The organism is Coleofasciculus sp. FACHB-542 (assembly GCF_014695825.1).
In the GTDB taxonomy this organism is placed as follows: Bacteria; Cyanobacteriota; Cyanobacteriia; order Cyanobacteriales; family FACHB-T130; genus FACHB-T130.
Genome location: NZ_JACJPB010000031.1, coordinates 86,509 through 99,315, shown reverse-complemented (window position 1 = coordinate 99,315; position 12,807 = coordinate 86,509). Strand labels below are relative to the sequence as shown.

Annotated in this window: 14 protein-coding genes and 1 pseudogene; 8 read left to right on the top strand and 7 right to left on the bottom strand. The window is 46.9% G+C overall.

Annotated elements, in window-relative coordinates:
* The 3 genes and pseudogenes from H6F52_RS10880 to H6F52_RS26415 all read left to right on the top strand — a co-directional run.
* Positions 1-101: pseudogene (locus H6F52_RS10880) on the top strand (IS5/IS1182 family transposase); the annotation flags it as partial.
* A gap of 159 nt (positions 102-260) precedes the next feature.
* Positions 261-1,022, top strand: a complete 762-nt coding sequence (locus H6F52_RS26420; RefSeq protein ID WP_347276207.1) for a hypothetical protein — start codon at positions 261-263, stop codon at positions 1,020-1,022.
* Positions 946-1,518, top strand: a complete 573-nt coding sequence (locus H6F52_RS26415) for a methyl-accepting chemotaxis protein (RefSeq protein ID WP_347276206.1) — start codon at positions 946-948, stop codon at positions 1,516-1,518. Before H6F52_RS26420 ends, H6F52_RS26415 begins: the two co-directional genes overlap by 77 nt.
* Positions 1,519-1,589: 71 nt before the next feature.
* Here H6F52_RS26415 and H6F52_RS10870 read toward each other — a convergent pair whose 3' ends face one another.
* The 6 genes from H6F52_RS10870 to H6F52_RS10845 all read right to left on the bottom strand — a co-directional run bounded on the left by H6F52_RS10870 (position 1,590) and on the right by H6F52_RS10845 (position 6,840).
* Positions 1,590-2,435 (bottom strand): DNA-formamidopyrimidine glycosylase, encoded by an 846-nt coding sequence (locus H6F52_RS10870; RefSeq protein ID WP_190534509.1) that lies wholly within the window; start codon positions 2,433-2,435, stop codon positions 1,590-1,592.
* A 3-nt stretch (positions 2,436-2,438) separates the two neighbouring features.
* Positions 2,439-2,816, bottom strand: coding sequence for a photosystem I reaction center subunit IV (locus H6F52_RS10865; RefSeq protein WP_190411026.1), 378 nt, complete (start codon positions 2,814-2,816; stop codon positions 2,439-2,441).
* Positions 2,817-2,897: 81 nt separating this feature from the next.
* Positions 2,898-3,557, bottom strand: coding sequence for a DUF6391 domain-containing protein (locus tag H6F52_RS10860; RefSeq protein ID WP_190534507.1), 660 nt, complete (start codon positions 3,555-3,557; stop codon positions 2,898-2,900).
* A gap of 161 nt (positions 3,558-3,718) precedes the next feature.
* Entirely contained in the window at positions 3,719-5,185 is a 1,467-nt protein-coding gene (locus H6F52_RS26090; RefSeq protein WP_190534504.1) for an ATP-binding protein, read from the bottom strand.
* 385 nt (positions 5,186-5,570) lie between these two features.
* Complete coding sequence (locus H6F52_RS10850) at positions 5,571-6,164, bottom strand: PD40 domain-containing protein (protein ID WP_190534500.1); 594 nt, start codon at positions 6,162-6,164, stop codon at positions 5,571-5,573.
* A 400-nt stretch (positions 6,165-6,564) separates the two neighbouring features.
* A complete protein-coding gene (locus tag H6F52_RS10845) occupies positions 6,565-6,840 on the bottom strand; it encodes a LuxR C-terminal-related transcriptional regulator (protein ID WP_190411022.1) in 276 nt (91 codons plus the stop codon).
* Between the two features lie 212 nt (positions 6,841-7,052).
* Between H6F52_RS10845 and H6F52_RS10840 the strand changes: the two genes are divergently transcribed.
* Both H6F52_RS10840 and H6F52_RS10835 read left to right on the top strand, forming a co-directional pair.
* Positions 7,053-8,060 (top strand): PfkB family carbohydrate kinase, encoded by a 1,008-nt coding sequence (locus H6F52_RS10840; RefSeq protein ID WP_190534497.1) that lies wholly within the window; start codon positions 7,053-7,055, stop codon positions 8,058-8,060.
* 11 nt (positions 8,061-8,071) lie between these two features.
* Positions 8,072-9,292, top strand: a complete 1,221-nt coding sequence (locus H6F52_RS10835; RefSeq protein ID WP_190534494.1) for a class I SAM-dependent methyltransferase — start codon at positions 8,072-8,074, stop codon at positions 9,290-9,292.
* Between the two features lie 5 nt (positions 9,293-9,297).
* On the opposite strand, the gene dndE is transcribed toward H6F52_RS10835, so the two are convergent.
* The gene (dndE, locus tag H6F52_RS10830; RefSeq protein WP_190428657.1) at positions 9,298-9,705 is read right to left on the bottom strand and encodes a DNA sulfur modification protein DndE; all 408 of its coding nucleotides are present in this window, start codon (positions 9,703-9,705) and stop codon (positions 9,298-9,300) included.
* A gap of 215 nt (positions 9,706-9,920) precedes the next feature.
* Here dndE and H6F52_RS10825 point away from each other — a divergent pair, with 215 nt between their 5' ends.
* Genes H6F52_RS10825 through H6F52_RS10815 form a run of 3 tightly spaced genes read left to right on the top strand, consistent with a single transcriptional unit; the run spans position 9,921 to position 12,800 of the window.
* On the top strand, positions 9,921-10,094 hold the full coding sequence (locus H6F52_RS10825) for a hypothetical protein (RefSeq protein WP_190434928.1): 174 nt from the start codon (positions 9,921-9,923) through the stop codon (positions 10,092-10,094).
* Entirely contained in the window at positions 10,091-12,157 is a 2,067-nt protein-coding gene (locus tag H6F52_RS10820; protein WP_190534491.1) for an AAA family ATPase, read from the top strand. Before H6F52_RS10825 ends, H6F52_RS10820 begins: the two co-directional genes overlap by 4 nt.
* Positions 12,147-12,800, top strand: coding sequence for a Uma2 family endonuclease (locus H6F52_RS10815; RefSeq protein ID WP_190534488.1), 654 nt, complete (start codon positions 12,147-12,149; stop codon positions 12,798-12,800). Before H6F52_RS10820 ends, H6F52_RS10815 begins: the two co-directional genes overlap by 11 nt.
* The last annotated feature ends 7 nt before the right edge of the window (positions 12,801-12,807 follow it).

Sequence of the window (12,807 nt, the reverse complement as noted above, 5' to 3'; positions counted from 1 at the left end):
AACTCAAGCAGTATCGAGCGATTGCAACGCGCTACGACAAGCGTGCGGTTAACTTTCTCGGTGCGATTCACCTCGCTGCTACGGTCATCTGGTTGAATTGATGACACGCCCTAGGATATTCTGTTCCAATTTTATTGGCAATGGGCGTGGCTGGAGTGGTGCATTACAACATTCACAAAGTCGCTAAAGTTGCGGAAGAGGTCAAATCCATACAAAACAATATTATACAAATAGATGAAATGATTCTTGGAATATCCGTAATGGTACGGAATACTAGAGGTCATGTGGTTTTCCCCAAGGAGAAAAGCTACGAGAAAACCTACGAAGAAGGAATTAAGTTATTTCGAGAAGCATCTAGATTTTTAGAGGGAGAGATTCAAGACCCTCAGCAACGAGAAAATTTGACTAAAATTATTGAGGCGGGTCAGAAAATTGATGAGGCGTCTAGAAAGATATTCAACTTGCTCGATAGCGGTAAGATTGCCGAGGCTGTTGAGTTAACGAAGTCTATACGAATGCTGGGAATTAATGACTGGCGTGAGGATATGCTTAAACAAGCAAATTATCAGTTAGCGGCACAAGCTAAACAACAAGATACTGCGATGTACTGGCTCACGATTGTAGTTTGGCTCGGTGCCGGATTATCCGCAATATTTGCTTTGGGAATTGGTTCGTTAATCGCTTCGCGCATCAGCCAGCAGATTAATGAGATCGTCGATGCGATCGCGCACTCTTCCAGAGCGATCGCTAGCACCGTTGAACAGCAAGAACGCATCGCTGTCTCTCAAGCCAGTTCGGTGAATCAAACCACGACAACGATGGATGAGTTGGGGACTTCTTCCCTGCAATCGGCGCAACAAGCCGATTGCAGCCTCTGCGGGAGCGCATCAGGCTCTGATATTAGCAGAAGGGGGAACCGAAGCCGTGCAGCAAACTCTGGGAGGGATGGCGACGCTCAGCGAGAAGGTAGAAGCGATCGCGGCTCAAATTCTGCAATTGAACGAACAAACTCATCAAATTAGCAACATTACAAACTTGGTAAGCGATCTCGCGAACCAGACAAATATGCTAGCGCTGAATGCTGCTGTAGAGGCGGTTCGGGCTGGAGAACATGGTAAGGGATTTGCGGTGGTGGCGGGGGAAATTCGGAAACTCGCCGATCAAAGCAAGAAGTCAGCGCAAGAAATCAACACCCTCGTCGTTGACATCCAACGCGCGATTAATTCAACCGTAAAAGTGACAGCGGAGGGCACGAAGACGGTGGAAGCCGGGGTACAGTTCTCTCATCAAACTGCGGATGCCTTCACGGGGATGACGAACGCCATCAACCATGTAGTTACAAACAGCCAACAAATTGCCTTGAGTGCCCAACAACAAGCGATCGCGATTCAACAAGTCGTTGATGCCATGAACGTCCTCAACCAGGGAGCAAAAGAAACGGCGAGTGGGATCGGGCAAACCAAAGCGGGCACCCAAAACCTCAACGAAGCAGCCCTAAACCTGAAGTCAATTGTCTAATCGCCAATCGCGAATTGATAACTCCCTCCCCTCGGCACCCCTGCCCATCTGCATTTTATAGGGCTGACATTCTAGCGTTGACACTGGGGGCAAAAATGCGCGGAGCGTCCGGCTAATCTAATGCGCTCAATCGGTGTGCTACAAACTCGACAGGGGACACCCGTGCGGTTATAAACCCAGGCGACCCCGCCATAGTTGCCGTTAACGCCCTGCACGTTGAGAAAGTTACTAAAAGTCGTTCCCCCAGCCTCAATACTGGCTTGCAACACTTGAATAATTGCCCCTCTCAAACGCTCAATTTGCGCTAATTTTAGATCGGCACAAAGGGTTTTGGGTGGCACACCACTGAGAAACAACGCTTCATCGGCATAGATATTGCCGACTCCAGCCACCACCGATTGATCCAGCAAGGCGGTTTTGATGGGACGGCGGCGATTTTGCAGTGCCAGCGCCAGGTACTCCACGGAAAACGCTGTGGAAAAGGGATCGGGGCCTAAAACCTGTAAACCAGTGATGATGCTTTCTGGCGGTGTTCCTGGCGGTACCCACCACATCTTGCCAAAGGTTCGCTGGTCAACAAAGCGCAACTCCTTCTCACTGGTCTTCTCACTGGTAAAGAACAGCCGCACTCGGGTATGTTTCTGGAGTGATTCCTGCGAGTCAAGCCATAGCAGCTGACCCGTCATTCGCAGGTGAACGCCCAACCAGGCAGATGAGGAGAGTTCTGCCAGCAGGTATTTACCACGCCGGTGCCACTGAGTAATAACTGAACCGGCAAGCCCAGCCAAAAAATCTACAGAGGAAAGGGGGTGGGCAATTGTGCGTTCAAGCAACACATCGCCACCCCATATTTCCTGATTCAGGGTCAATTTATTTAGACCCCGGCGAACTGTTTCAACTTCAGGCAGTTCTGGCACAACTTAACGTGAGTCAGTTCCCTGATTGGGAGAGCCTTGTACAACTGAGCTACCTTCTCCAGACTCTGGTGCAGCGCTGGCCTTCCCATCAAGAACTCGGTTGCCCTGACCTGTTCTGCGAGTCCGCTCGTCGATGGTGGTTTGTTTGCCACCGGAAGCGGCAGTAGTGGGTTTCTTCCCTGCTGCCTTGGGTGCTTCAACCTCTACCACTTCGTTCATGGCAAAGTTGTTGGTATTAACGCCAGCGTAGTTGACATTATTGAAACGGACAATCACTGGGTATTTGATGCCGCTCTGGTCTATGGAAGCAACAGTCCCAGTATCCTGAAACCAGAAAGATTCTTTGCGGAGAATCTGAACTTTTGAACCACGTTGAACCATAAGTGTTTTTTCCCTTACGTCATTAAGGTACAGCGTACTACTCGATCGGGAGCTGCTGAGCCTCCCAGTCTTTAAGTTTTATTACTGTTCGATCCAACGCAGTCGGACGAAGTGAGCGGGACGACCCCAGATGTCAGGCGTTGCCGAAATGTCTTCTATCGCCAAATTAAAGGGAATGGAGGTTGTAATGTATTGTTGGGCAAGACCGCCCAGATCGGGCGTTAATTGGGCAGCAGCGGTGGTAGCGATGCCTAAACCCAAAAGTTGCTCGATGGGGCCACGAGGCAGGACGAGATGGATACCCAAGGCGAGTCCGGCGGTGACAAGCATCCCGACTGACAAATTCGTGCCGCAACGCGGATGCACGGCGAGGTTCCATTCTCCACGGGTAATGCGCCGGAGGGCAGTGCGAACAGCACGATGCAAATCAGCGCTGTTGACTTGACCGTAGAGGTAAAATCCTTGGTCGGTGGAAAGACCTCCTAGAGTGTTGTTATCTAGTTGCCTGGAGGTTGATGCACCCCTGGCGTTCGGGGAGTTACAGGTGTCGCTCAAGACCCAAACCGTGGCGTGTTCTAAGGCATGAACCTGACGCAGCATCAGGATTTCCTTTAGCCCAGGAACAAAGTTCAGGGTCCTGAGGAGATCGGCATCTTGTGTCGGTTGAGGAGCTGGGGAGTCAAAGCTCCAGTCAAAGCTCCAGAAGTTGCCAGTCTGAGAAGAAGCAGAAGCAGTAGTCATAGAGTAGAACTACTCCAAAAGCAGATAGATTAACTGGGATGTTTTTCAACTTTAGCGTTTACGCCTTTGAGCCGTTGCAAATTTTTGTGAGATTGCCACTCGTGCTACTCGCGCTCAAAAGCCGGTCACGTTGGGATTTTGTCGGTTGAGTTGTTGAAAGGCTACTCCAGCAAGGTAGATTGATGAGCAGGCTGCTGAATGGGAATTTCGATTGCGAATTCTGTTCCTTTTCCTGGCTCTGAAAAGCATTGCAAGCTTCCACCATGCTTCTCAACGACAATTTGATAGCTGATGGCTAATCCCAGCCCTGTTTCTCTTTCCACATTTTTAGTGGTGAAAAAAGAATTAAAAATGCGTGACTTTACTTCGGAAGCGATACCCGGCCCATTATCGATAATCCGAATCGCTACTTTATCAGCAACTAGGGGCACCACTGTGCCGTGTGCGTCCTGTTGATTATTTGTTTGATTGTCAGTTGTGTGTTCGCTGACCGCCGAACCCTGAGTGCTGACAATTGAGGTTTGGATGACGATCCGGCTGGGATGGTTTCTGATTTCACTAGGCGATCGCTCTTTGTCATAATCATTCAAGGCATCAATCGCATTGCTGAGAATGTTTAAAAACACCTGATTGAGTTGTCCGGCATAACACTCTACCGGGGGTAAATTCCCATACTCTTTGAGGATCTGAATTCCCGAATGTTCTGTTTTAGCTTTCAGTCGATGCTGCAATATTAATAAAGTACTCTCAATTCCTTCATGAATATTGACCGGCTTCATCGCTGATTCATCTAAGCGCGAGAAGTTACGCAAACTCGAAACAATCTGACAGATTCTGTCAGCGCCTACTTTCATGGAAGACAACATTCTGGGCAAGTCTTCAATTAGAAAATTTAGATCGATTTCTTCTGCCTGTTCCTGAATCCTTAAAGACGGCTGCGGATATTCTTGCTGATAAACTACCAACAAATCCAATAAAGCTTGAGTATATTCATCTAAGTAAGTGAGGTTGCCGTAGATGAAATTAACTGGGTTGTTGATGGCGTGGACAACACCGGCAACCAGTTGACCCAAACTCGCCATTTTTTCAAATTGAATGAGCCGAGCTTGAGTATTTTGCAGTTGTGTTAATGCTTCAGTCAGTTGTCGAGATTTCTCGCTAAGCATCTCGACTTGTGCTTCTACTTGGGCGTGCAACCGAGCCTGTTTGATAAAGTTAATATAGGCTTTGGAGTGGTAGCGGATACGAGCGACTAGCTCAATTTTGTCTGGCAGTTTTATCAAGTAGTCATTTACATCCAGAGCAAAGGCTTCCGCTTTGACTGCTGGATCTTCTTTCGCTGAAAGTACAATAATCGGAACATCTCGCGTTGCGGAATTAGCCCGAAAAAATCGCACCAACAGTAACCCGTTAATTTCGGGCATTACTAAATCTTGTAAGATGACTGTTGGAGCAACTTCTGTCGCCATTTGAATTGCTTGAGTCGGTTCACTACAATAGTGAAAAATGATATCTTCTTCAGTGGCAAGCATCCGACGTATTGCTACACCAACCAGAGCTTGATCGTCAACGAGTAAGACGGTTAATGGCTGTTCCAAAGAAGAAGCTGATTCGGTTTCCTTAAGCATTGCGAGCATTCATCAACAAGAACATTTCACTTTTCTAGGAAAAATTTCCCTAGTTACGTTGAAATTTGGTTTACCATGATTTATTTAGTTAGATTTATCAAGTAAAATTATTTTTATGATAAGTGATTTTTAATCAATATTCCGATTGTAAAAAATCGTCCGCGATCGCGATTGTTTTTTCGGACTTATGCCTAAAGCAATCGTCAGTGTTAAGTTGGAACGTAATCGCAGATACAAGAACTTCTAGAGCATCGGTTTATTTATCACAAACGAAGCGTAAAGTTACCGAGTCAGCCAAATTTAGAAGGGTTGCAGAAGACTCGCGGTTAATCATGTCTCTACAGCAGGTCAACCCCTGCTATTTAACTTTAGTGGGATGCGTCCATCAATTGGGAGCCGCTGGTGTGGTTGAGGCGGGGGCTTCAGGGCTGTTTAGAGGTGCCGAACGACTGGTGGGTAAGGATAATTCGACACTGGGGCCACGATCGTAAATTTCAATGTCCCACTGCCCGGAACGATTGGATTCAAAGGCAATAAATCGACCGTTCCCGCTAATGGTGGGACGGCGGACTTCACCAAGAATATTGTCGGTAATGACCTCAGATTGCAGGCTTTGGCGGTCATAAACGAAAACATCTGGTTTGCCCCGTTCCTCGGAGATGTAGACGATGTAGCGACCATCGGCACTGATATCTGGTTGTTCGTGGATGACACCCGATTGGTTGAGTCCGGGGAGAGGGATAAGGCGACGGCGCTGAACGTCGTAAAGATAGACGCCGCGATGGGCTTGACGGCTTGAGGTAAAGACTAGGTAGCGACCATCGTAAGAAAATTGGGGTTCTTGTTCGGCGGCTAAGCTGTTGAGGGAGGCTCCCAGCAGTTGCGGAGGTGGAGTGAGCAAGCCGCGATCGCGACATCCACTCAAGGTGGCGAACAAACCAACTGCTAAAACTGGCAGATAACGCTTGTGTTTAGTCATTTGTCATTAGTTTTTCGGAATAGAGATTAAATAACTTCAGTCTGGTTGGGGAAGTACGTCAAAAGGGCGGGGATTCCCCCCGCCCTTTCGATGTGGCGTTTGATGTTACGACCACCCAACCAGAGTACTGAATGTAGCGTTGGGTAACGCGATCGCTTAACCCAATCTACGAGGTGAAGGGATGTAGGTTATTGAATCCGCGACCCTGATTGATTCGTTTGCTAGCGAATTAGCCATTGACAAATTGAAAAGCAATTGACAATTCGCCATGAATTCGCTAATCTCACAATTCACAATAATTGACTGACCAACAACCCATAACCAACAACCCATAACCAACAACCCATGACCAATGACTAATGACGATTGTCTTTTTTCGCAGGGTTTCCCGGTTGCTTGCTTAGGAAATCACTTCATCCGCCGGTGTGGGCAAGGTACAGCAGTTGACTTCATTGATACAAACTTTGCCCCATTGCAAAGCCCAGCGTAGCAGCGCCACCCGATTGTCAGTCTTGGTTTTGGTCAATACATTGCTGATGTGGTTATCCACGGTTCGTTTGCTGATTTCCAGCTTTTGGGCGATGTCATGATTCGTTAAGCCAGCAGCAACTAGCTCAATGATTTGCAGTTCTCGCTCGGAGAGTGTCGCAGGGGTATAAGTCTCGCTACCAGCCATAAGTATTTTTTCCTTAGTTATATCTACTTACTATCTCTTTAATTTTAGAAGATCCTTTGGGGGTAAGCCCGTTCGTGACTGGGATTGAGACAATATCTCCCACCTCTGGGAGTCGGAAAAAAGGCTGGGATCATCTTGAGCTTCTGTGAATATCCGGATCTAGGGGGTAGAGGCTCTGGTAGGCTGAGTTCATGTTGACAAGGAGTGCAGTTGTGACCCATCCCCGCGTTCTCTGCCTCGGAGAGATTTTGTTTGATTGTCTAGCCGATCAACTGGGGCGATCGCTTGAAGATGTCGAATCTTGGACGCCTTATCCGGGCGGCGCACCCGCAAATGTGGCGTGTGCTTTGGTGAAGTTGGGAACCCCTTCTGGATTTATCGGCTGTGTAGGTAAAGATCAGCCGGGAGACCAGTTGGTGCAGTTGTTGCAGGAAGTGGGTGTGGATAGTACGGGCGTGCAGCGCCATGACACCGCACCGACGCGGCAAGTTTATGTGGTGCGATCGCTATCGGGCGAACGAGAATTTGCCGCATTTGGCGTTAGCGCTACTTCTGCAAAAGAAACTCGTGACACGACAGAATTTGCCGATACGCACCTACAAGCGTCTGCATTGCCAGAAGCTTTGTTTGAAAACGCTGATTTTCTCGTCCTGGGAAGCCTGGAGTTAGCGTACCCTGATGCGCGAGCGGCAATTACGAAAGCCCTGGAACTGGCAGATCGGTACAATGTCAAAATTGTGCTAGATGTGAATCGGCGCGATATGTTCTGGCCCGATCCCAGCGATTCCAAACCGATGATTCAGGAACTTATTAAGCACGTCGATTTCCTCAAAATCACTGACGAAGAAGCTGAATGGTTATTTGAAACCACCGATGCTGGCGCGATCGCTTACCGTCTGGATTCAGTAGAGGGCGTTTTAGTGACCGGCGGTGAAAAAGGCTGTGCTTACTGCTTGGGCGGGAATGAAGACAAGGTGCCAGCTTTTTCCGTCAAGGTGGTTGATACCACGGGTGCGGGGGATGGGTTCCTTGCCGGGTTCATCGATCAGTTGTGCAAACACGGCATTCAGTATCTCGCTGATGCTGAAATGGCAAAGCAGGTGGTGACTTATGCAAATGCAGTGGGTGGGATCACCGCAATGAAGCCGGGAGCGATCGCTGCACAGCCAACAACGGCTGAAGTGGAAGACTTCCTCAAAACTGTAAATGTTGAAGGTTGAAAGAATCGTTGATGCACGAGTCTGAATCGCTCTTGAGCTTAATTGCACAGCGAATTGCCAACAGTCCCAACCAGCGGATTACCTTTGCTCAGTATATGGAGTGGGTGCTGTACGAGCCGGACTACGGCTACTATGCCACAAACGCCGTCAACATTGGGCCGGAAGGTGATTTTTTTACCGCTCCCAATCTGGGTGCCGACTTTGGCGAACTGCTAGCCGAGCAATTTGTCCAAATGTGGGACATTTTGGGACGTCCGGCGCAATTTACGCTTGTGGAAATGGGGGCGGGACAAGGACTCCTAGCAGCAGATATTCTGCTGCATTTACACCAGCATCATCCAGCATTCTTTCATGCCTTAGAGTACCTGATCGTTGAAAAGGCAGCGGGGCTAATTTCTCAACAGCAGCAGGTGTTGCAGAAATTAGCCCCAATATTCGCCCCAGAATTCGCCCAAACGCAAGGCGCTACACCCGTCAGGTGGTGTTCTCTGGAGGAGATACCTAGCGCTTCCATCACCGGCTGCTTTTTTTCTAATGAGTTGGTGGATGCATTGCCGGTGCATCAGTTTGCGATCGCGCAAGGGAAGCTCCAAGAAATCTATGTCACCATGCCGGATGGAACCCATTTTGAGGAAGTAATCGGCGAACTTTCTACGCCTCAACTGACTGAGTATTTTGATTTAGTGGGGCTTGAGTTGCCCTCTGCTGCCTATGCAGATGGCTATCGCAGCGAGATTAATCTAGCCGCTGGTGCTTGGCTGAGTACAGTTGCCGATAAGCTGAAGCGCGGGTATTTGTTGACGATTGACTACGGCTACCCAGCGGCTCGATATTACAATCCTCAGCGGAGTCAGGGGACGCTTCAATGTTATTACCAGCATCGGCACCATAACGATCCTTACGTGCAGATTGGGCAACAGGATATCACCGCTCATGTGGATTTTACCGCTTTGGAGCGTTGGGGCGATCGATGCGGCTTGGCATTGGTGGGTTTTACGAAACAGGCGTTGTTTCTGATGGCGCTGGGATTGGGCGATCGCATTGCTGCCCTTTCCCATAGCGATCGCCCGATTGCCGAGCAGCAAAGCATTATGGATGTACTGCGCCGTCGTGACGCCCTACACCAGCTCATCGATCCAACGGGATTGGGTGGTTTTGGCGTACTGGTGCAGTGCAAAGGGCTAAGCGAGGAAGAGAGAAAGCTAAAGCTCAAAGGTTTGACGATGCCATAAAACAATTAAAAATTTGCTTTTTCATTTTTAATTGTTTCAGCAACTTCAATTAAATTTTCAATTTTCTTGATATTCGGATCGCCTGCTAAATAACCAATCCCGCGATGCAAATGCAGGCGAAATTGAGTCGCCAAAGTCTCTCGATCGGTTCCTAATCTATCGTTGTGGCAGCGCTGTTTTAAGGCAATTAACAGAATATCAGACAATTCTCCCCCAAAGACGCGCCAAGTCATTTCGACATTACTATCTGCTGGAATTGGTACCGGCGAAGGGATTGTTGGCTCTGCCAAAGAGCGACAAAATGCCCAGCGGCAAAGAATATTCCACTGATCGATTTTGGTGTTGCGCTTGAGCTTACTTAGCTGATCTTTGGCTGTTTGAGACAGGCGAATTCGGTCAATCGGTGGTTCCATCAGTCTTTAAATAAAGCCTTAAGCGATAAAACGTGAGGCTTACTCACCCGAAAGCGATCGCTTCCAAGGAGTGCTAAGCACGGAGCCTCCTCTAATTCTTTACATTAAACCGCAATTCAGTAAAAATTCTCTAACAAAATATCTTTTAAAGTTAACCTTTGCGTACCTTTGGGTTTAGAAATAAAATAGAGTTTATTTGCAGGGTGGTAAGCCAAGTGACGAAAGAACCCTATTTAAATGATGTACAGGAGCCAATTACGACAGCTCCATCAGAAGTTTATCAAATCATTGAGCGAGTATTACAGGCGGAGAAAGATAAGCTCTACATGAAACAACCGCGCAATATCAATGATGATATTTTGACAATTGTGAAGGAAGTCGTGCGATGAAGCTAACTTCCATCAAATTATGCAATTTTCGGCAATTTTATGGTAAGACTCCAGAAATTTTGCTTTCCTGTGGAGAGGAAGAAAATACTACGATTATCCACGGCAATAATGGTGCGGGAAAAACAACGCTGTTAAATGCATTTACGTGGGTATTGTACGAGAAATTTAGTGCCGCTTTTGCTTCACAAGAGCAGCTGGTGAATAAGCGATCGCTTGCAGAAGCCAAACCAGGCTTTCCAGTAGAATGCTGGGTAGAAGTTACTTGGGAGCATAACGATAAGCGCTACCGGGCAAAACGCGAGTGTCGCGCTTATAAGGGTGCAACCATCGAGAAAGGCGAAAGCAAGTTGTATATGCAAATCGCCGGGGATGATGGAATATGGAGATTACCTACCCAACATCCGGAAGATATTATTGGGCGAATATTACCCGAAAGTTTGCATCAGTATTTCTTTTTTGATGGAGAGCGGATTGAGCAAATTGTTCGCTCTGAGAAAAAGGAGGAAATTGCTGAAGCAACGAAAAAACTTTTGGGAGTCGAAGTTTTAAATCGTGCTATCAAGCATCTGAAGGATACGAAAAAAGCGCTAGAAGCTGAGTTAAAAGCGATTGGTGACTCTCAAACTCAGCAGTTATTAAAGAAGAAAGAGCAGCGAGAGAAAGAAAGCGATCGCTTATCTAATCGTCAAACTGAAATAGGGGAAGAGTTAGCAGCTCAACAGACGTTCAAAAAAGAAATTAGCAACCAGTTGCGGGAACTCGATGCGGCTAAAAGGTTAGAAGAAGAACGAAAATCTCTGGAAGAACAAAAAGCCGTAAATCAACAAAATCTCAAAAGAAGCCAAGAAGCCTTAAAACGGGCTATTTCAACCCAAGGCTACACAGTTTTATTATCCGAGGCAACAGCAGCATTCCGAGCAATTATTGATAATTTGCGGCAGCGAGGCGAGTTACCATCGGGCATCGATCGGCAATTTGTCACAAATTTATTATCTCAACAACGCTGTATTTGCGGTACGGAATTGCCTGAGGGAACTGCTGCTTATGGAAGTGTTGAAAGCTGGTTGGATAAAGCGGGAATTGCGGCTGTTGAGGAAACCGCGATTCGCATGAGTGCCCAAGTAGATGAAATTGATAAGCAAGCACCAGCATTTTGGGAAGAGGTGGATACAGAGCAAGGAAATATCAATCAGTTTAGACAAACAATCTCTCAAATAGAGACGCAGCTAGATGAAATTAGAGAGAAGTTAAGGAAAGATCCCAGTGAGGAAATTCGCAACTTCCAAAAGCGATTAGATGAAATTGAAGCAAAAATTCGAGATTTAACCTTAGAAGAAGGGGAAAATAGACAAAAAATTGCAGATATTCAAACTGAAGTTGAAAACTTAGGGAAGCAAATTGCCAAACATGAGATGAATGAGGCAAAGCAAGCGCTAGCCCAGCGACGAATTGCTGCAACCCAGGATGCAATTGAGCGATTAACCGAAGTGCGATCGCGTTTGGATCAACAGTTCCGCGTGCAGTTAGAAAAGCGGGTACAAGAAATATTTAGTGAGATTTCCTTTACCCCCTATATCCCCAAGCTTAGTGAAAAATACGAGCTAACATTAGTAGAAAATACCGCCGGTTCAGAGTCACCCGTTGCCGCTTCTACGGGAGAAAATCAAATTCTCAGCTTATCGTTTATCGGTAGCATTATCGATAGGGTTCGCGAGTGGAGTCATAAGGAAATGCTGATGGTACCAGATAGCAGCACGTTTCCAATTGTGATGGATTCTCCCTTCGGAAGTTTGGATGAAATTTATCGGCGGCAAATTGCGAAGACGATTCCCAGATTAGCAAATCAGTTAGTGGTTTTAGTCACTAAAACTCAATGGCGCGGTGAAGTAGCCGCAGAAATCGCTACTCGGATTGGTAGGCAATATGTATTGACTTATTACTCTTCTAAGCCGGAATGCGAAAAAGATTCGATTGAATTAAACGGAAACGATTACGATTTAGTTAGGCAAAGTCCTAACGAGTTTGAATATACCGAGATTGTAGAGGTGGATTATGATTTCTAGTTCATCAGCGGCTGTACAACAGAATTTAGTGACAGATACGTGGATAAAAGCACCTTGGGAAGAATTTATTGTACTAGCTGATAATCCTGCTTATGAAAATGGTAGGTTTTATTTCGATCGGGGCTACATGAGGATTGAAACAATGCCAATTGGTTCTAGTCATGGGCAGGATAATTCTATCATGTCTAAGGTAGTGATTCTTTATGCAGCAGTCAGGAATATTCGGATTAATGAATTAGTTAATACCAGTTTCAGGAAATCAGGGGTGGGCGAATGCCAACCTGATTCTGCTTTCTACATTGGCTCAGAATTTGTATTTCCACCGCGTTCAAACTCTCCAATAGACTTAAATGAGTTTGAACCCCCAACATTGGTAGTGGAAATTGCGGCAACAACGCTCAATGATGATTTAGGGCGCAAACGTTTACTCTATGAACGGTTAGGAATATCTGAATATTGGGTTGTTGATGTAGAAACTGGGGATGCGATCGCATTCTCAATTTCCGATGGGCGGAGTGGCGAAATCCAGGAGTCGTTGGTGTTACCGGGATTGACACTTTCCCTCGTTGAAGAAGCACTGCAACGCAGCGAATCTGAGGATGATGGGGCAATTACTCGCTGGCTACTACAATCATTTAGCTAAAAATGCA